The organism is Mesorhizobium sp. CAU 1741, assembly GCF_039839275.1.
Classification (GTDB): Bacteria; Pseudomonadota; Alphaproteobacteria; order Rhizobiales; family Rhizobiaceae; genus Aerobium.
This window is the reverse complement of the sequence record NZ_JBDOQP010000002.1, coordinates 886,434-902,545: the sequence shown is the minus strand read 5'-3', so window position 1 is coordinate 902,545 and position 16,112 is coordinate 886,434. Positions and strand designations below refer to the sequence as shown.

At 64.4% G+C, this 16,112-nt stretch carries 21 protein-coding genes; 12 read left to right on the top strand and 9 right to left on the bottom strand.

The window, feature by feature from the left end; all coding sequences use genetic code 11:
* Positions 1-31: 31 nt before the first annotated feature.
* Positions 32-781, top strand: coding sequence for an SDR family oxidoreductase (locus AAFN84_RS11155; RefSeq protein ID WP_347514623.1), 750 nt, complete (start codon positions 32-34; stop codon positions 779-781).
* Positions 782-792: 11 nt separating this feature from the next.
* Here AAFN84_RS11155 and AAFN84_RS11150 read toward each other — a convergent pair whose 3' ends face one another.
* Complete coding sequence (locus tag AAFN84_RS11150) at positions 793-1,785, bottom strand: adenosine kinase (RefSeq protein WP_347514622.1); 993 nt, start codon at positions 1,783-1,785, stop codon at positions 793-795.
* Positions 1,786-1,944: 159 nt separating this feature from the next.
* Between AAFN84_RS11150 and AAFN84_RS11145 the strand changes: the two genes are divergently transcribed.
* From AAFN84_RS11145 to AAFN84_RS11125, 5 genes are all read left to right on the top strand, one after another.
* Positions 1,945-2,910: an AraC family transcriptional regulator gene (locus tag AAFN84_RS11145; protein ID WP_347514621.1), complete on the top strand. Its 966-nt coding sequence runs from the start codon at positions 1,945-1,947 to the stop codon at positions 2,908-2,910.
* 361 nt (positions 2,911-3,271) lie between these two features.
* The gene (locus AAFN84_RS11140; protein WP_347514620.1) at positions 3,272-3,619 is read left to right on the top strand and encodes a hypothetical protein; all 348 of its coding nucleotides are present in this window, start codon (positions 3,272-3,274) and stop codon (positions 3,617-3,619) included.
* A gap of 1 nt (position 3,620) precedes the next feature.
* Positions 3,621-4,118 carry a hypothetical protein gene (locus AAFN84_RS11135; RefSeq protein WP_347514619.1) on the top strand — a complete coding sequence of 166 codons (498 nt, stop codon included), beginning with the start codon at positions 3,621-3,623 and terminating at the stop codon, positions 4,116-4,118.
* Between the two features lie 104 nt (positions 4,119-4,222).
* Positions 4,223-4,969 carry a sulfate transporter family protein gene (locus tag AAFN84_RS11130; RefSeq protein WP_347514618.1) on the top strand — a complete coding sequence of 249 codons (747 nt, stop codon included), beginning with the start codon at positions 4,223-4,225 and terminating at the stop codon, positions 4,967-4,969.
* An 88-nt stretch (positions 4,970-5,057) separates the two neighbouring features.
* Positions 5,058-5,510 (top strand): DUF2214 family protein, encoded by a 453-nt coding sequence (locus tag AAFN84_RS11125; RefSeq protein WP_347514617.1) that lies wholly within the window; start codon positions 5,058-5,060, stop codon positions 5,508-5,510.
* Here AAFN84_RS11125 and nth read toward each other — a convergent pair.
* Positions 5,504-6,271, bottom strand: coding sequence for an endonuclease III (gene nth / locus AAFN84_RS11120; protein ID WP_347514616.1), 768 nt, complete (start codon positions 6,269-6,271; stop codon positions 5,504-5,506). The two genes, AAFN84_RS11125 and nth, sit on opposite strands and share 7 nt — an antisense overlap.
* A gap of 21 nt (positions 6,272-6,292) precedes the next feature.
* Between nth and AAFN84_RS11115 the strand changes: the two genes are divergently transcribed.
* From AAFN84_RS11115 to AAFN84_RS11100, 4 genes are all read left to right on the top strand, one after another.
* On the top strand, positions 6,293-6,778 hold the full coding sequence (locus AAFN84_RS11115) for a DUF2244 domain-containing protein (RefSeq protein WP_347514615.1): 486 nt from the start codon (positions 6,293-6,295) through the stop codon (positions 6,776-6,778).
* 62 nt (positions 6,779-6,840) lie between these two features.
* Complete coding sequence (locus tag AAFN84_RS11110) at positions 6,841-7,719, top strand: bifunctional helix-turn-helix domain-containing protein/methylated-DNA--[protein]-cysteine S-methyltransferase (RefSeq protein WP_347514614.1); 879 nt, start codon at positions 6,841-6,843, stop codon at positions 7,717-7,719.
* Between the two features lie 62 nt (positions 7,720-7,781).
* Positions 7,782-8,684: a ribokinase gene (locus tag AAFN84_RS11105; protein ID WP_347514613.1), complete on the top strand. Its 903-nt coding sequence runs from the start codon at positions 7,782-7,784 to the stop codon at positions 8,682-8,684.
* Positions 8,685-8,763: 79 nt separating this feature from the next.
* A complete protein-coding gene (locus AAFN84_RS11100; RefSeq protein WP_347514612.1) occupies positions 8,764-9,105 on the top strand; it encodes a winged helix-turn-helix domain-containing protein in 342 nt (113 codons plus the stop codon).
* Positions 9,106-9,109: 4 nt separating this feature from the next.
* Here AAFN84_RS11100 and AAFN84_RS11095 read toward each other — a convergent pair whose 3' ends face one another.
* Complete coding sequence (locus AAFN84_RS11095) at positions 9,110-10,051, bottom strand: nucleoside hydrolase (protein WP_347514611.1); 942 nt, start codon at positions 10,049-10,051, stop codon at positions 9,110-9,112.
* Between the two features lie 117 nt (positions 10,052-10,168).
* Between AAFN84_RS11095 and AAFN84_RS11090 the strand changes: the two genes are divergently transcribed.
* Together AAFN84_RS11090 and AAFN84_RS11085 are read left to right on the top strand one after the other, a co-directional pair.
* A complete protein-coding gene (locus AAFN84_RS11090) occupies positions 10,169-10,594 on the top strand; it encodes an Hsp20 family protein (protein ID WP_347514610.1) in 426 nt (141 codons plus the stop codon).
* Between the two features lie 79 nt (positions 10,595-10,673).
* On the top strand, positions 10,674-10,931 hold the full coding sequence (locus tag AAFN84_RS11085; RefSeq protein ID WP_347514609.1) for a DUF1150 family protein: 258 nt from the start codon (positions 10,674-10,676) through the stop codon (positions 10,929-10,931).
* A 52-nt stretch (positions 10,932-10,983) separates the two neighbouring features.
* Here AAFN84_RS11085 and ptsN read toward each other — a convergent pair whose 3' ends face one another.
* From ptsN to AAFN84_RS11055, 6 genes are all read right to left on the bottom strand, one after another.
* Positions 10,984-11,448 carry a PTS IIA-like nitrogen regulatory protein PtsN gene (ptsN, locus tag AAFN84_RS11080; RefSeq protein ID WP_347514608.1) on the bottom strand — a complete coding sequence of 155 codons (465 nt, stop codon included), beginning with the start codon at positions 11,446-11,448 and terminating at the stop codon, positions 10,984-10,986.
* A 74-nt stretch (positions 11,449-11,522) separates the two neighbouring features.
* Positions 11,523-12,104: a ribosome-associated translation inhibitor RaiA gene (gene raiA / locus AAFN84_RS11075; protein ID WP_347514607.1), complete on the bottom strand. Its 582-nt coding sequence runs from the start codon at positions 12,102-12,104 to the stop codon at positions 11,523-11,525.
* A gap of 251 nt (positions 12,105-12,355) precedes the next feature.
* Entirely contained in the window at positions 12,356-13,876 is a 1,521-nt protein-coding gene (rpoN, locus tag AAFN84_RS11070; RefSeq protein ID WP_347514606.1) for an RNA polymerase factor sigma-54, read from the bottom strand.
* 249 nt (positions 13,877-14,125) lie between these two features.
* The gene (gene lptB / locus AAFN84_RS11065) at positions 14,126-14,839 is read right to left on the bottom strand and encodes an LPS export ABC transporter ATP-binding protein (protein WP_347515110.1); all 714 of its coding nucleotides are present in this window, start codon (positions 14,837-14,839) and stop codon (positions 14,126-14,128) included.
* 92 nt (positions 14,840-14,931) lie between these two features.
* On the bottom strand, positions 14,932-15,486 hold the full coding sequence (locus tag AAFN84_RS11060) for an LptA/OstA family protein (protein WP_347514605.1): 555 nt from the start codon (positions 15,484-15,486) through the stop codon (positions 14,932-14,934).
* Positions 15,476-16,069 carry an LPS export ABC transporter periplasmic protein LptC gene (locus AAFN84_RS11055; protein WP_347514604.1) on the bottom strand — a complete coding sequence of 198 codons (594 nt, stop codon included), beginning with the start codon at positions 16,067-16,069 and terminating at the stop codon, positions 15,476-15,478. Before AAFN84_RS11055 ends, AAFN84_RS11060 begins: the two co-directional genes overlap by 11 nt.
* Positions 16,070-16,112 lie beyond the last annotated feature (43 nt).

The following is a 16,112-nucleotide window of genomic DNA, read 5'->3' as shown; positions in this document are numbered from 1 at the left end:
TTCCGCTAGATAGCGCGGCAGGAGATTCCCGATGTCCGACGCAGATCCTCGCAAGACCCTCGTTCTGACCGGCGCCAGCCGGGGTATCGGCCACGCCACGGTGAAGCGCTTCTCAAGGGAAGGGTGGCGGGTGATCACCTGTTCGCGGCAGGCTTTTGCCGAGGATTGCCCGTGGCCATCGGGGCCGGAGAACCACATCAAGGTCGATCTGTCCGATCCCGAGGGTGTCGGCAGCGCAGTGGCCGAGATACGTCACCGCCTCGAAGCCGACGGCGGGCGGCTCGACGCGCTGATCAACAACGCCGCGATTTCGCCGAAACTCGATGGTGGCGCCCGAATGAACTCGATCGAGACGCCGATGCATGTCTGGCGCGACGTGTTCCAGGTGAACTTCTTCGCACCGATCATGCTTGGACGCGGCCTGTTCAAGGAACTGGCAACCGCGAAGGGGTCGATCGTCAACGTGACGTCGATCGTCGGCAGCAGGGTGCATCCGTTTGCCGGCACCGCCTATGCGACCTCCAAGGCGGCGCTGGGTTCGCTGACGCGCGAGATGGCCGCCGATTTTGGCCCCCACGGCATCCGCGTCAATGCCATCGCGCCGGGCGAGATCGATACGGCTATCCTGTCGCCCGGCACCGACAAGATCGTCGAGACGATCCCACTGCGGCGCCTCGGATCGACCGCCGAAGTCGCAGACATCATCTTCTTCCTGTGCTCGGACCAGGCGTCCTACGTCACCGGTTCCGAAATCCACATCAATGGCGGCCAGCACGTCTGAGATGGCGGGCCTCAGGCGAGGCCGCGCTGCTGTGCTTCTTCCTTGAGGTTCTGGCGGGGGCGGGGACCGATCTGCTGGATCACGAGGCCGGCGGCGAGCGAACCGAGCGCGCCGCAATCGGCGAGGCTTTTCCCGGTGGTGTAACCGTGCAGGAAGCCGGCGGCGTAAAGGTCGCCGGCGCCCGTCGTATCGACCAGTTCGGTGATCTCGATCGCCTCGATCACAACCGTTTCATTGCCGCGCACGGCGACGGAGCCGTGCTCCGAACGTGTCACGACCGCCAGCTTGCAGTCCTTCCGGATCGCGTCGAGTCCGGCCTCGAACGACGACGTCTGGTAGAGCGCCTTCAACTCGCTCTCGTTGGCGAAGACGATATCGACCATGCCTGAGCGCATCAGCTCGAGGAATTCGTCGCGGTAGCGGTCGACGCAAAAGGAATCCGACAGCGTCATCGACACTTCGCGCCCGGCTGCATGTGCATGTCCGGCCGTCAGTCTGATGGCTTCCTTGGCGCGCGGCGGGTCCCACAGATATCCTTCGAAATAGGTGACCTTGGCGCCCGCGGCCTTCTCCGGCTCGACGTCTTCCGGCCCGAGTTCCACGCAGGCGCCCAGATAGGTGTTCATCGATCGCTCGCCGTCGGGCGTGACGAAGATCATCGAGCGCGCGGTCGGCGGCGTGCCTTCAAGGGGCCGCGTATCGAACGCGACACCCTGCGCACGGATGTCGTGCGTGTAGATCGTGCCGAGATGGTCACTGGAGACCTTGCCGAAATAGGCGGCGCGTCCGCCGAGGCTCGCGATGCCGGCCGCCGTGTTGCCCGCGCTGCCTCCCGATGCTTCGATCGCGGGTCCCATACGGCTGTACAGCAGTTCGGCCCGTTCCGCGTCGATGAGGTTCATGGCGCCTTTTATGATGCCGTTGTCGCTGAGAAACGCCTCGTCGCAGCGTGCGATGATGTCGACGATGGCGTTGCCGATGCACAGCACGTCATATTGGCTCATGAACGATCTCCGAAGGGCCGGCCGGCGGCTGCCGTCCGGGTCTGAACACCGGTCGGGTTTATCGCCTGTGCTCTGAAATGCAAGCCCGACGGGCAAGGCTGTTCAATCCCGTCGGATTCGCGTATAGGCGCGCATCCTCTGGTTGCAGCGGTGGCGGGCATGGCCGAAAGCTGGTCATTCGAATTCGACAATGGGCTTGGAGCGCAGGAATACCGCGCCGGCCGCGCCGAATTTCGTGACGGACCGTTTCGTGGTTCGATGGAGGGAGTCGAGCTGCGGCCCGGCTTTCATCTCGTCACCGTAGAGGGCATTTCCACGCATCCCTATGTCCTGTCCCCCGAGGGCGTGACACCGCCCGGCTGGATCGTGCTGGGCAGCATGCTGGGCGGCGCCGGCCATATCGCTGCCATCGGCGCTGAGGAACAGAGCTGGCGCAACCAGCGCAGCTTTTATGCACTGACGCCTGAAATGCCGGTCGCCTATCACATCCAGCCGAACAGGCCGTGGGCAACGGCGGGCCTGGTTGTCGCGCCCGAGGCCATCGACGAACTAGCCGGAGGCGATCCGCTTCCCGGGCTGATCAGCCGCCTGCGCGGCGGCGGACGTCCATTCTGCATGATGCGGCCATTGAAGGCGTCGTCGATGTCGCGGCTTGCCAACGATCTTCTGGATCCGCGTAGCGGCGGGGAGCTTGCCGGCTTGCGTCGCCAGGCCAGGTCGCTCGAGTATCTCGCGCAGATGCTGGAGCTCTTGGCAGATGCGCCGCATTCCGGCTCGCTCTCGGCGCGCGAGACAACGCGTGTGCGCGAGGCGCGGGAAAGATTGCTGCAAGACCTGCGCACGCCACCCGATCTGCACGCTCTCGCCCATGCGGTGGGATTGAGCGCCTGGCGCCTCAACGAAGGCTTTCGCGTCCTGTATGGGACCACCGTCTTCGACCATCTGCGCGACGCACGGCTCGATATCGCCCGCCAGATGCTCGATGGCGGGTCCACGATGCCCCTGAAGAGCATCGCGTGGCAGGTCGGCTATGCGCATCCGACCAATTTCATCAACGCCTACCGACGGCGTTTTGGCGTCTCGCCGGCGCGCGATCGCCGCGAACGTCGCCGTACCACCCCCTAGAACCCGCCTGGTCTGACACCCGCAAAACTATGCGCCATGGCGAAAGTTATGCGCGCAGGCTTTCGCGTTGAAGGCGCGCGCCTGCCTGGCCTATTCGCGCTCCATGCAATTCGGTCTGCCGCCGGTGGCCCTCGGTCGGCAGTCCGCGTGCATTCGCGGGCAAGGTCCAATGCGGCTGGTTCCAGTACCTCGCGCCTTGCCCGTCCACGGGCCGGCCCTCGCCGCGGGGGCCGGCTCGTCGGCATCGACCAATCGAAATCGAAGACAGGAAAAGGCTGATGAAAGCACTCGTATTTCTATTCCAACAGGCGCTGCTGATGCGCAGCGACGGCGCGCCGAGACCACCAGCAAGGAGCGGGCCATGAGGAGCCTTGCCATCGTGCTGCTATGCGCAATGGCGGCTGGATGCAGCCAGACCTCGGGCACAAGTTCACCCGAGATGGCGGCGTCGTCAAAGTCTGGTGGCCAGAGCCGCCATAGCGAAGGCAAGAAGTCGGACCCCTGCGACAAGGCGATCCAGGCCCAGGCCAATTCGGCGATGCTCGGAAGTGCTCTTGGCATGGTGGGCAGCTTCGGCGGCTTTGGTGGACGCGGTGGCGCGGTTGCCGCACAGGTGGCCTCGACCGCCGGCGGCATGGTCGCACGATCCCAGGCGCAGAAGGCGCAGGAGACGGTCATGCGCGAATGCTACAAACGTGGTGGCTACTAGAATGGGAACGGCACTGCGATATGCGCTTGTCGCGCTCGTTCTGGGGCTTGGCGCTCTGCTGCATGCAAGTCATGCGCTCGCCTTCGGCAGCGGCGATGTCGCCATCGTCGCGGACATACTGGAGGAGCTGTCGCCGTCACGCGGCGAGGCGATCTATTATGATGGCGAGGCCGCCGATGACTGGTACGAGTTCGACGCGGAACAGGACGGCCTCATCGCGGCTGCCGGGTTCTCACGCGAAACCTGGCGCGAGGCCTACGACAACACCCTCAAGGGCCTGATCGCGCTCATACCGCCCGAGGAGTTCGAGGCCATCCATGACGGGTTGGGCGAGAGGCTGAGTTCGATCCAGGGCCTCTCCGAGGATGAAAAGCGGGCGATGGTCGATGACATGCGCAAGCTCGTCGATGGCCTGCGTGCTTTGCGAAGCGAGGGCGCGGCCCATGCCGACGCCGTCCAGCCCTTCGCCGCTCGGCTGCGCAATCTCGCCAACTTCTGACTGCCGCCGTCGCGCGCATGCGTGCGGCGGCATGGCCCGCCATTGGCGGGATGCCTTGCGAAGGTGACGGCTGCCTCCTATCTGCGGACCATGGTGGAGACTTCATGATCCTCGAAGCGGCGCTTGCCGCCGTCAACCGGTTGTTCACGAAGGAGTTTCGTGCGGCCTTCTTCAAATCGCTGGGATTGACGATCCTCGCGCTGATCGGGCTATGGTTCGCAATCACGGCGACGTTCGAGGCATTCGCGCTGCCGCCTCTGCTCGATATGCTGCCGGACCTTCCGCAATGGGCCGGATGGCTCGGTTTCGCCGCCGCGATCCTTGCAAGCCTCGTGCTTGCCCTGGGTCTCGGGCTCCTGATCGCGCCCATCACGGCCCTGGTTGCGGGCTTGTTCCTCGACGATGTCGCCGAGGTCATCGAACGCGACGACTATCCGCTCGATCCGCCTGGGCGGCCGCTGCCGATGGCAAGAGCAGTGATCGTGTCGGTGAAGTTCCTGCTCATCGTCATTCTCGGCAACCTCCTTGCCCTGTTCCTGCTCCTGATCCCCGGCGTCAACATCGCCGCCTTCTTCATCGTCAACGGCTACCTGCTCGGTCGCGAGTTCTTCGAATTCGCCGCCATGCGCTTCCGCACCGAAGCTGACGCCAAGGCGTTGCGCAGGCGTCATGGCGGCACCGTCTTTGCAGCCGGCCTTCTGATTGCCGGCGTTCTGTCGATCCCGCTGGTCAATCTGCTGACCCCCCTGTTTGCGGCCGCGATGATGGTGCATCTCCACAAGATGGTCTCCGCGCGCGACGATGGCGTCCCGCTGGAAGCGGGCGGCTACACGCCTCGTGTGCGCGGGTGAGAGCCAGGAACCGGGCCACCGGTCAGATCTTGACAATGTAAAGTTATGCGCTAGCTTCTCGTCACGCTTTCAACCGTCGGGACAGATCATGGCGTCGGACCTCATTCTCGCAAGCCTGCACCATGTGCTGGTGTTCTCGATGTTCGCCATCTACGCGGTGGAGGTGGCCGTGCTGAAGCCAGGGCTGACGGGCGATGGCGTCGCGCGCCTCGCCCGGATCGATGGGGTGTACGGGGCGGTGGCGACGGGCGTCATCATTGTCGGCATCGCCCGCGTCATCTGGGGCCTGAAGGGCTGGGAATATTATTCCGGCTACGGCGTGTTCTGGGCCAAGATGGCGGCCGTCGCGCTTGTCGGCATCCTCTCGGTCCCACCGACTATCCGCTTCCGCCGCTGGCTGGCGGCTGCCAAGACCGACCCGGCCTATTCTGTGACAAGGGAAGAGATCGCCTCGCTGCGCCCATTCCTTCACGGCCAGGGCTTCGTGCTGCTTCTCATACCGGTGCTTGCCGCGATGATGGCGCGCGGCGTGTTCTACTGAGCTGCGGGCAGCGTCTCGATCTCGACGAGTGGTGCGGGTATTGACGTCGTCTTCTCCGTCGACTTGCAGATGTCGGCGATGACGCAGGCCGGGCAGTCCGGCTTGCGCGCCTTGCACACGTAACGTCCGTGCAGGATCAGCCAGTGATGCGCATGACGCATGTAGTGGTCGGGAATGATGCGCACCAGGGCGTCCTCGACCTTGTCGGGCGTCTTGCCCGGCGCGAGCCCGATACGGTTGCCGATGCGAAAGATGTGGGTGTCCACGGCCATGGTGTGCTGGCCGAACGACATGTTGAGCACGACATTTGCCGTCTTGCGCCCCACGCCGGGCAGGGTGATCAGCGCGTCGCGCGTCGACGGGACCTCTCCGCCGAATTCGCGGATCAGTGCTTCGCTGAGCGCGATGACGTTCTTCGCCTTGTTCCGCCACAGCCCGATGGTGCGGATGAAATCGCCGACGCGTTCCTCGCCGAGCGCCAGCATCGTTTCCGGTGTGTCAGCGGCCTCGAAAAGCTTGCGCGTCGCCTTGTTGACGCCCGCATCGGTCGCCTGCGCCGATAGCACGACCGCGACCAGCAGCGTGAATGGATTGACGTGTTCGAGTTCGCCTCTCGGCTCTGGCCGCTGCACTTCAAAACGGCGAAAGATTTCCTCGACCTCGGCCTTCGTATAGACTGTCAGCTTTCGCCGTGTCGGCTGGCGGGGCTTGTCTGCAGGTGGTTTCGCGCTCGCGCCAATTTTACTTTTGGGCTTTTCCATACGCCCTCTATACTCTCGCCAATGACCGAAACGAAAGCCGCCGACGAACCGATTTTCCGCGCCCTCCTGGTGCCATACCGGTCGCTTGGCCGAACCGGCTTCTGGGTATTGATGGCCGTGGTGGCCTTCATGTGGCTGGGAACCGGGGCGCTGTTCCTCTCGATGGGGGCGTGGCCGATCTTCGGCTTCTTCGGGCTCGACGTCATCCTGCTCTATGTCGCGTTCCAGATGAACTACCGAGCTGCCCGTGCCCGCGAGATGGTCTCGGTCTCGCGCACCGCCCTCGACATCGTCAAGGTCGCGCCATCGGGCCGCGAGGAGGCACACCGCTTCAACCCGTTCTGGACACGCTTCCGCGTCGCCCGCCACGAAGAAATCGGCATCACCGGCATGGCGGTGGAGGGCGAAGGCAGGCAGGTGGCGCTCGGGTCGTTCCTCAATCCCGACGATCGTGAGAGCTTTGCCACCGCCTTCGGCCGGGCACTAGCCACGGCCAGAGCCGGATAGGCAGGATTCGGGTGGCGGAAAGCCGCGCCGATGGCGATATTGCCGCACAAGGAGATATCGCCATGAACGCACAGACCGCAATCCTGCAGCGCGACGTGACCCCGGAGGGCGACGACTACGAAGTCGTCCGCCGCGCGATCGAGAAGATCAGCCTCGACTATCGTGACCAGCCGTCGCTCGAGGCGTTGGCCAGCGAGGTCGGCGAGACGCCGACCGGCTTGCAGAAGCTGTTCACCCGCTGGGCCGGGCTGTCGCCCAAGGGCTTCCTTCAGGCGGTGACGCTCGATCACGCTCGCAGGCTGCTCGATGAAGGCCTGCCGCTGCTCGATGCGGCCTTCGAGGTCGGCATGTCGGGCCCCGGCCGGCTGCACGATCTGTTCGTCACACACGAGGCGATGTCTCCGGGAGACTACAAGAGCCGTGGCAAGGGCCTGACCATACGCTACGGCTATCATCTGTCGCCGTTCGGCCTCGCGCTTGTCATGGTCACCGATCGCGGCCTGGCGGGCCTCGCCTTTTGCGACCACGGCGAGGAGCGCGAAGCCTTCGAGGACATGGCGGGCCGCTGGCGCAACGCCGACTATGTCGAGGATCTGTCGGCGACCGCACCCTATGCCGCGCGCATCTTCGATCCCGCACGCTGGCGCCCGCAGGAGCCGCTGCGTGTCGTGCTCATCGGTTCGGACTTCCAGATCCGTGTGTGGGAGGCGCTGCTGAAGATTCCGATGAACCGCGCTCGGACCTATTCGTCGCTCGCCGCCGAGATCGGCAATCCGGCCGCAAGCCGCGCGGTGGGCGCTGCGGTGGGTGCCAATCCGGTGTCGTTCGTCGTGCCCTGCCACCGCGCGCTCGGCAAGTCGGGCGCTCTGACCGGCTATCACTGGGGCCTGACGCGCAAACGCGCCATTCTCGGTTGGGAAGCCGGCCAACTGACGGGCTGAGCCCTTACGTGGCGACGCAAAACTGGCTAGAGCAGAGCGGACCTGATCAGGGAGGCTGTGCAATGATCGCCGTCATCGGTTCCATCAATCTCGATCTTGTGGCCGGGGTGGAACGCCTGCCTGGCCCGGGTGAGACCGTGCCCGGCAACGGGTTTGCGACCGCGTCGGGCGGCAAGGGCGCCAACCAGGCACTGGCGGCCCGACGTGCCGGCGCGCAGGTGCGCATGGTCGGTGCCGTCGGCAGCGACGCCTTCGCCGACCAGGCACTGGACTTGCTCAAAGCGGGCGGCGTCGATCTCTCCGCCGTGCGTGTCGCCGATACGGCAACGGGGATCGCGGTGATCCTGGTTGACGCATCGGGCGAGAACGTCATCGCGGTCATTCCCGGCGGCAACGGAACGCTTGTCCCACACGATGTCGGCGCGGCGCGGCTTGCACCCGGCGATCACCTGCTCCTCCAGCTCGAAATTCCCATTGAAACCGTGGAGGCTTCCCTTTCCGCTGCCCGCGCAGCCGGCGCCGTGTCATTGCTCAACACCGCGCCGTTCCGTGCCGATGCCGCCGCACTTCTCGCGCAGGCCGATTATGTCGTCGCCAACGAGACAGAGTTCGACCTCTACGCCGACGCATTGAAGCTCGCGGGCGGCGACCGCGAGGCGCGGATGCGTGTCTTCGCGGCAGAGACCGGCAGAACCATGGTGGTGACCCTCGGCGCGGACGGTGTCGTCGCGGCCAGCCCGGAAGCTCTGTTCCGCGCCAGGGGGCTGTCCATCACGCCTGTCGATACGGTCGGCGCGGGCGATACCTTCTGCGGCTATCTCGCGGCCGGCCTGGCGGAGGGCAAGGCTCTTGATGTCGCGATGAGACAGGCGGCGATCGCCGGTTCGCTGGCGTGCCTCACGCCCGGTGCGCAGCCATCGATTCCGCTGCGCGATGACGTCGAACGCGCGGAGGCGGGGGCGTGATTTCGCTCTTCCCCGGTAGCCCCGCCGTCCTGGTTGCTGCATAAACGCGGGCGTGTTTGGTTCAAATTAGAGGCTGGCCGTGCCGTCCCTCAGCCTGCGCATCAAATTCGGTCCCAAGGGGCATATCGGCCCCGGCAAGATCGAATTGCTGGAACAGATCGCGGCCTTCGGCTCGATCTCTGCCGGCGCGCGGCACATGAACATGTCCTACAAGCGCGCCTGGGAACTGGTCGAGGAGATGAACACGCTGTTCGGCAAGCCGGTTCTCGACACCCAGAAAGGCGGCAGGAAGGGCGGCGGCGCGCAGTTGACACCGATCGGGCTCGCGGTCGTCAGCCGGTTCAGGGCCGTCGAGCGCGCAGCACTGGCAGCCGCAGAGCCGCACATGGCCGCGCTGGAGCGCGAGATCGAAGGCGGTTGAGGGCCTACAGGCGCGCCAACCGCTCGGCGATCAGGGCGAAAAAGCCGTCGGCATCGATATCGCGCATCACCATCGCGTTCCTCGGCCGCCCGGATACATGCCACCAGTCCACCACGGTGGCACCCATCGTCAGTTCGGAACGGGTTTCGACCGCGACGTTGCAGTGGCGGCCCGAAAACAGAGTTGGCTCCAGAAGATAGGCAATCACGCAAGGGTCGTGCAGCGGGCCGCCATCCGTGCCGTATTTCTGCTCGTCGAAACGCTCGAAGAAGTCGAGCAACTCCGCCGTGGCGGTGCCCACCCTCGTGCCCATAACGCGGAACACGTCGACGCGCTTGCGCGTTGTCAGCGCCTTGTGGGTGACGTCCAGAGGCATCATGACGATCGGCGCACCCGCCGAGAAGACCACATCCGCAGCCTGCGGGTCGACATAGATGTTGAACTCGGCCGACGGCGTGACATTGCCCTGCTCGAAATAGCCGCCACCCATCAGCACGATCTCGCCGATACGCGGCACGATGGCCGGCTCGCGGATCATCGCAAGCGCCAGGTTGGTGAGCGGTCCAAGCGCGCAGAGCGTCACGCTGCCGGCCGGCTCCCGCATCAGTGTCTCGACGATAAAATCGACTGCATATTGCTTTTCCAGCGACATGGTCGGTTCTGGCAGGTCAGGGCCGTCGAGACCGGTACGGCCATGCACGTGCTCGGCGGTCACCAGCGGTCGCGCCAATGGCCGCACCGCCCCTGCGAAAACGCGGGTCTGCGGCTGGCCGGCGAGTTCGCATATCTTGCGCGCGTTCTTCTCGGTCAGGGCGAGCGGCACATTGCCGGCAACGGCGGTCAGTCCCAGCACGTCCAGCTCCGGGCTGGCAAGCGCCAGCAATATGGCAATGGCGTCGTCCTGGCCCGGGTCGGTGTCAATAATGATCTTGCGCGCTGCAGCCACCGTGTTCCCCCTCGACATGTCCTTGAACTTGAAACGGCGGCAGACCATATCAGGGGCACGGGCCGAAATGCCATCCGGGTTTCAGCCTTTCCACGTCGCTCTTTGAGGACATGTTGAATGACGCGTATGACGCCTTTTTCGAGCCCGCTCCTGCTGGGCTTCGATGCCATCGAAAAAAGACTGGAGCGGGTCGCCAAGAATGGCGATGCCTATCCGCCCTACAACATCGAACGCCTGCGGTGTGACGACGAAACGAGTGAGCGGCTGCGCATCACGCTTGCCGTGGCCGGCTTCGCCGAATCCGATCTCGAGATCACCGTCGAGGACAATGAATTGACCGTTCGCGGTCGTCAAAGCGACGACCTGCAACGCGAATTTCTCCATCGCGGTATCGCCGCACGCCAGTTTCAGCGCGTCTTCGTGCTCGCCGACGGCATGAAGATCCTCGGTGCTGAGTTGAAGAACGGACTTCTGGCGATCGATCTCGACCGGCCGGAAGCCGAGCGGCTGGTACGGAAAATAAACATATCGGTGAAAGACTGAGTTCCGGCTTGTATCGGAACCGAATGGCTCTGCTGCGGGTTGGTCAAGTAGACGCCCCGCTAAAGCGTAGGAGGCTGACATGACTGCGATTGAAGAAAAGAATGTCCTCACGGACGCGGAACTGGCCCATCTGGGCGAAGGCTCGCTCGCCTATCTCAAGGAGATCGACAGCGAGGAACTGCGCGGAAAATTCCCCGGCATGCCGGACATCGAGCCGGGAACACGCCTGTGGGCCGTGTTTGCAGCCAATGGTCGCCCGATCATGCTGACCGATGCACGCGATACGGCGGTGGCGGGAGCGCTCCAGAACGATCTGACGCCTGTCAGCCTTCACTGATGGCAACTTTATAACGCGCCGAGGCGGCCCTTGAAAGGGCCGCCGAACGGGCTCATGCCGCGTTGGACGCAGGTGACTGGGCGAGGAACGTATGGATCGCTGCTGCGTCCTTGGTTCCTCTGATCTTTGCAACGATCTCGGGGTCGCGCAACACCCGCGCGATCCGCGACAGTGCCTTCAGGTGGTCGGCGCCGGCACCCTCTGGCGCCAGCAGCAGGAAAACGAGGTCGACCGGCTGGTCGTCCAGCGCTTCAAAGTCGACGGGAGATTCTAGCCGCGCGAAAATGCCGGTGATGCGCGGAATGCCGGGAAGCTTGCCGTGCGGAATCGCAATTCCATTGCCTACCCCGGTGGAACCGAGCCGCTCACGCTGCAGGATGGTGTCGAATACCTCTCGCTCCGGGAGCCCGGTTACCGCCGCCGCCTTCTCCGCCAGCAATTGCAGCAGTTGCTTCTTGGAATTGGCTTTCAAGGCCGGCATCACTGCCGAAACCTCGATCAGATCACTGAGATCCATGATGACATCCTTTTGCTCCGCCGGTCCGCCGCGTTGCGTTCCCCCGCCCGCGGCCCGGTTGAGAAGTGTGGCGGCTAGGCCTTTCCGGCCTTGGCTGACGACGTGTCGATCCAGCCGATATTGCCGTCCGCCCGGCGATAGACGATGTTGACATGATCGTTGCCGGCATTGCGGAAGACGAACACCGGGTTGTCCTTCATGTCCAGTTGAATCACCGCCGAGGCGACCGACATCGTCTGCAGGGCCACGGTCGACTCCGCTACGATCGCCGGGGCAAAGTCGTCCGGAACGTCCTCATCGTCGTCGTCCACCGGCGACATCACCCGGTAGTCGAGGTCGATCGGCTCCGCAGCATTCACAGGCGTGTGCGATTTCAGACGTCGCTTGTAGCGTCTAAGCCGCTTCTCGATGCGCTCGGCGGCGGCATCGAAGGCGAATTGCGGATCCTGGGCCTGGCCGGTCGCCTGCAGCGCGGTGCCGGTGTCGAGGTGGACCATACAGTCGGCCGTGAAGCGGGAACCCGACTTCTCGACCGTGACATGCCCGCCGAAACCGCCATCGAAATATTTGCCGACGGCATCGCCGATGCGCCCTTCGATCTTGGACCGGAACGCATCGCCGATTTCCATGTGCTTTCCCGAGATTCGCAGACTCATATGAAACTGGCCTTCTCTCTACGGATTTCTGATGATTCAGAGTTTATACCCGTGGCACGTGCGCACAAGGTTTTTGGCGGTTGCGGCGTCGGCTCGGCACTCTGTTCTTCGAGCACCCGCGCCATCTGAGACCTTCGTTGGATGGCGTCCGTCAGCGGCCCACCACTTGCGGGCGGGCTTCTAGTCACTTCCCTCTCGATTGTCAATGAAGGCTGCCCAGGCCGTGTCGCGCTAGGCTTGCCCATACCACGTCAGGCGCCAGCCCCGGCCATCGCACGCTTCTCGCGCCGGCGCTGCACGGACGACGGAATGTTCATGCCTTCCCGGTACTTGGCAACCGTCCGGCGGGCGATGTCGATGCCGGTTCTCCTCAGGATATCCACAATGGCGTCGTCTGACAGGACGTCGAGCGGCTTCTCCGCTTCGATGAGCTCGCGGATACGGTCGCGCACCGCTTCGGATGAATGCGCATCACCGCCCTCCGCCGATGCGATCGCCACGGAGAAGAAATAGCGCAGTTCGAACACGCCGCGCGGCGTCATCATGTATTTGTTGGCCGTGACGCGGCTGACCGTCGATTCATGCATGCCGATCGCCTCGGCGACCATGCGCAGGTTGAGCGGCCGCAACTGCCGTATCCCATGAAGCAGGAACGCGTCCTGCTGGCGCACGATCTCTCCGGCCACCTTGAGGATCGTGCGTGCCCGCTGGTCGAGGCTGCGGGTCAGCCAGTTGGCGCTCTGCAGGCACTCGGCGAGGAAGTCTTTCTCGGACTGGTTCGCCGTGTGCTTGGAAACGGTGGTGAAGTAGTCCTGGTTGACGAGAACGCGCGGGAGCGCATCGGGGTTCAGCTCGATCGCCCAGCTTCCGTCACCCGCGGCCCTGACGATCACGTCGGGCACGATGGTGTCGGCCGTCCCTGCGGTGAAGGCCAGACCCGGGCGCGGGTCGAGGGTACGGATTTCAGCCATCATTTCGAGCAGGTCCTCGTCATCGACGCGGCACAGCCGGCGCAGTTGGGCGAAGTCACGCCGCGCCAGCAGCTCGAGGTTTGCGATCATCGCCTGCATCGCCGGATCGAAGCGATCGCGCGCCTGAAGCTGCAGCGAAAGGCATTCCGCGAGGTCGCGCGCAAAAAGGCCGGGCGGATCGAAGGTCTGGCAGACGGCAAGCACTTCGGTGATCCGCTCCTCCGGCACGCCGAGCCGATCGGCGATTTCCGCCGTATCGCCGCGCATGTAACCCGTCTCGTCGAGTGTCTCGGCCAGCACCCGCGCGATCGCCCGGTCATCGGGGTCGCGGACGCCGAAGGCGACCTGCTCGGTGACGTGATCGGAAAGCGTGATACACGCCGAGACGATGTCTTCGAGGTCGAAACCCTCGCCGCTTCCCCCCTGGTTCGCCGCCGACTTCCATTGGGAGGCGAGGTCCGGACCGAGCCGGTCAGCGGTGCCGGGGTCGTCCGGGAAAACATTCTCCATCGAGGTGTCGAGACGCTCCGACATCGTCGCCGCGCTGGTGTCGCCAGCCTCGAACATGCCCTCCAGCCGCGATCCTGGTGCCTCGTCGCCATGAATGGCGGCTTCGGGTTCCGGTCCGTCCTCGCCTTGGGATTCCGCCCGTTCGAGCAGGGGGTTCTTCTCGATTTCGTCCTCGATGAAACGTTCGAGCTCGACATGGGTGAGCTGAAGCAATCGGATCGACTGCATCAACTGGGGTGTCATCACCAGCGACTGCGACTGACGCAACTGCAGTTTGGCGCTGAGTGCCATAAGCGAACTCTACCCCCTGGCCGGCGCCCCCATCCGGGACGTGGCCATACCTCTCCCACCCGGGCCATCTCGGTCTCGCGGCGCAGCGCCGGGCGACCGTGACAAGCCCCTATCCTCGGCCGGGATCAAACTGGCCCGGCTTTTGCTTGTCAAGCACGGCAGGGGTAAAAATCGTTAATCTGGAGAGGCGGCAGCCAAGATTCGGGCCAATTTGGCCTGCACCAGACACGTAAAGCGCCTTCATGGTGCCTAAAGCGTAAATTGCTCGCCGAGATAGAGGCGTCGCACATCGGGGTTGACGACGATCTCCGACGGCAGTCCATGGGTCAGAACCTGGCCGGCATGGATGATGTAGGCGCGCTCCACCATGCCGAGCGTCTCACGCACATTGTGGTCCGTGATCAGCACGCCGATGCCGCGCGCGGTGAGGTGGCGCACGAGTTGCTGGATGTCGGCCACGGCAATGGGGTCGACGCCCGCGAACGGTTCGTCGAGCAGCATGAAGGCCGGATTGGACGCCAGCGCACGGGCGATCTCAAGCCGCCGCCGCTCGCCGCCGGAAAGCGCGATCGCCGCCGACTTGCGCAGATGCGCGATGTGGAATTCCTCCAGCAGCTCGTCCAGCCGGCGTTCTCGCGCCTTGCGGCTTTTCTCGACCACTTCGAGGATGGCGCGGATGTTGTTCTCCACCGACAGCCCGCGAAAGATCGACGCTTCCTGTGGCAGATAGCCGATGCCGAGCCGGGCGCGACGGTACATCGGCATGCCGGTGACGTCGTAGCCGTCGATTTCGATGGAACCCTGATCGACCGGGACGAGGCCGGTGACCATGTAGAAGCAAGTCGTCTTGCCGGCGCCATTGGGGCCGAGAAGGCCGACCGCCTCACCCGCGCGCACGCCGAACGACACGCCGCTGACGACCTGGCGACCCTTGTAGCTCTTGGTCAGCCCGCGCGCGATCATCGTGCCCTTGAAGCGCTCGCGATCGGCACGCGCAACCGGCGCGGAGGCGCCGTCGCGGCCGACGAGCCTTTTCAGAAAAGCTGGCGCTGGCACTATCTGTCCTGCGATCCCGGCTTGAGCAGCATTCGCACACGTCCGCCGCCGGTGGAGGTGCCGCCGCAGCCGTCGAGCTGCGCCTGGCCCGTCGCCATGCGCACCGTCAGCTTGCAGCCGACCACGACATTGTCGCCTTCCGACAGAACGACCTCGCTGCCGGTCAGCACGAGCGTTTCCGTCTTCATGTCGAAGCTTCCGCGTTCGCCGGTCGCGACCTGGTTCTGCGAGCGGACATAGACCTTGCCCTCGACCTCGAGCCTGTCGATGTCGGCGGAGCCGGTCGTCGCCGAACCGCCATTGTTGGCATAAAACACCGTCATCTTGCCCGAGCGCATCAGTGTCGGGCCCTGGACGACGGAGACGTTGCCGGTGAAGACGGCAACGCTGTCGGCTTCGCGAACTTCGAGCTGGTCGCTCTCGATCTGGATGGGCTGGTCTCCATCGAGCTTCAGGCCGGTCATGCGCGAGCCTTCCTGGGCCGCAACCGGCGCCAATGACAGCAGCGCCAGGGCCATGGCGGCCAATGCCAGGCGGGGGGAATCAATTCTCATTTGTCGAATTCCCCTCGTTTGCGGCGGTCTGCATGCGCTTCGGATCGATCTCCATGCGCACGCGGCGTTCGAAGATCACGACCGCGCCATTGTCCTTGATCGTCATGGAATCGGCGGCGAGCCTTGCTCCGTCGAGCGCGATGTCGACGGGCTCGTTGCTCGTGATATGCCCAGAGCCGATGTCGACGGTTGCCGACGTCAGGTTTGCCTTGACGCCATTGTCGGTGAACACCGAGATCGCCTTGCCCAGGTTCAGCGTGTCGGCGTCGCGGTCGTAGAGCCCGGTCGCCGCATCGACAGTCAGCCAGTTGGCTTCGTTGAAAGGAAGTTTGGCCTTGATGCCTTCGAGGTCGATCCTGCTGGCATCACCGATATCCTGGATAGCCTTCACAGCGGTCATCGTATAGGCGCGGTTCTCACGGGTGAAACCGTCGAGTTTCGGGTCGGACATCACCAGGCGCCCGTTTTCGATCGCGGTCCCGGCCAGATTGACCGAAACCCCGTCTGGCACGGAAAGCCAGGAGCGTGCAATGAAGCCGCAAACGATGAGCAGCGCGGCCAGCGGCAGCATGAATTTTAGCACGCGCACGCGCGTCGAGTGCCGGTGGGCGCTCCTGAAGGCGGCA

What these genes read in the sequence shown, in the direction of transcription:
- AAFN84_RS11155 (WP_347514623.1), top strand. Translation starts at nt 32, where the DNA reads ATGTCCGACGCAGATCCTCGCAAGACCCTCGTTCTGACCGGCGCCAGC.
- AAFN84_RS11150 (WP_347514622.1), bottom strand. Translation starts at nt 1,785, where the DNA reads ATGAGCCAATATGACGTGCTGTGCATCGGCAACGCCATCGTCGACATC.
- AAFN84_RS11145 (WP_347514621.1), top strand. Translation starts at nt 1,945, where the DNA reads ATGGCCGAAAGCTGGTCATTCGAATTCGACAATGGGCTTGGAGCGCAG.
- AAFN84_RS11140 (WP_347514620.1), top strand. Translation starts at nt 3,272, where the DNA reads ATGAGGAGCCTTGCCATCGTGCTGCTATGCGCAATGGCGGCTGGATGC.
- AAFN84_RS11135 (WP_347514619.1), top strand. Translation starts at nt 3,621, where the DNA reads ATGGGAACGGCACTGCGATATGCGCTTGTCGCGCTCGTTCTGGGGCTT.
- AAFN84_RS11130 (WP_347514618.1), top strand. Translation starts at nt 4,223, where the DNA reads ATGATCCTCGAAGCGGCGCTTGCCGCCGTCAACCGGTTGTTCACGAAG.
- AAFN84_RS11125 (WP_347514617.1), top strand. Translation starts at nt 5,058, where the DNA reads ATGGCGTCGGACCTCATTCTCGCAAGCCTGCACCATGTGCTGGTGTTC.
- nth (WP_347514616.1), bottom strand. Translation starts at nt 6,271, where the DNA reads ATGGAAAAGCCCAAAAGTAAAATTGGCGCGAGCGCGAAACCACCTGCA.
- AAFN84_RS11115 (WP_347514615.1), top strand. Translation starts at nt 6,293, where the DNA reads ATGACCGAAACGAAAGCCGCCGACGAACCGATTTTCCGCGCCCTCCTG.
- AAFN84_RS11110 (WP_347514614.1), top strand. Translation starts at nt 6,841, where the DNA reads ATGAACGCACAGACCGCAATCCTGCAGCGCGACGTGACCCCGGAGGGC.
- AAFN84_RS11105 (WP_347514613.1), top strand. Translation starts at nt 7,782, where the DNA reads ATGATCGCCGTCATCGGTTCCATCAATCTCGATCTTGTGGCCGGGGTG.
- AAFN84_RS11090 (WP_347514610.1), top strand. Translation starts at nt 10,169, where the DNA reads ATGACGCGTATGACGCCTTTTTCGAGCCCGCTCCTGCTGGGCTTCGAT.
- AAFN84_RS11085 (WP_347514609.1), top strand. Translation starts at nt 10,674, where the DNA reads ATGACTGCGATTGAAGAAAAGAATGTCCTCACGGACGCGGAACTGGCC.
- ptsN (WP_347514608.1), bottom strand. Translation starts at nt 11,448, where the DNA reads ATGGATCTCAGTGATCTGATCGAGGTTTCGGCAGTGATGCCGGCCTTG.
- raiA (WP_347514607.1), bottom strand. Translation starts at nt 12,104, where the DNA reads ATGAGTCTGCGAATCTCGGGAAAGCACATGGAAATCGGCGATGCGTTC.
- rpoN (WP_347514606.1), bottom strand. Translation starts at nt 13,876, where the DNA reads ATGGCACTCAGCGCCAAACTGCAGTTGCGTCAGTCGCAGTCGCTGGTG.
- lptB (WP_347515110.1), bottom strand. Translation starts at nt 14,839, where the DNA reads ATGATCGCGCGCGGGCTGACCAAGAGCTACAAGGGTCGCCAGGTCGTC.
- AAFN84_RS11060 (WP_347514605.1), bottom strand. Translation starts at nt 15,486, where the DNA reads ATGAGAATTGATTCCCCCCGCCTGGCATTGGCCGCCATGGCCCTGGCG.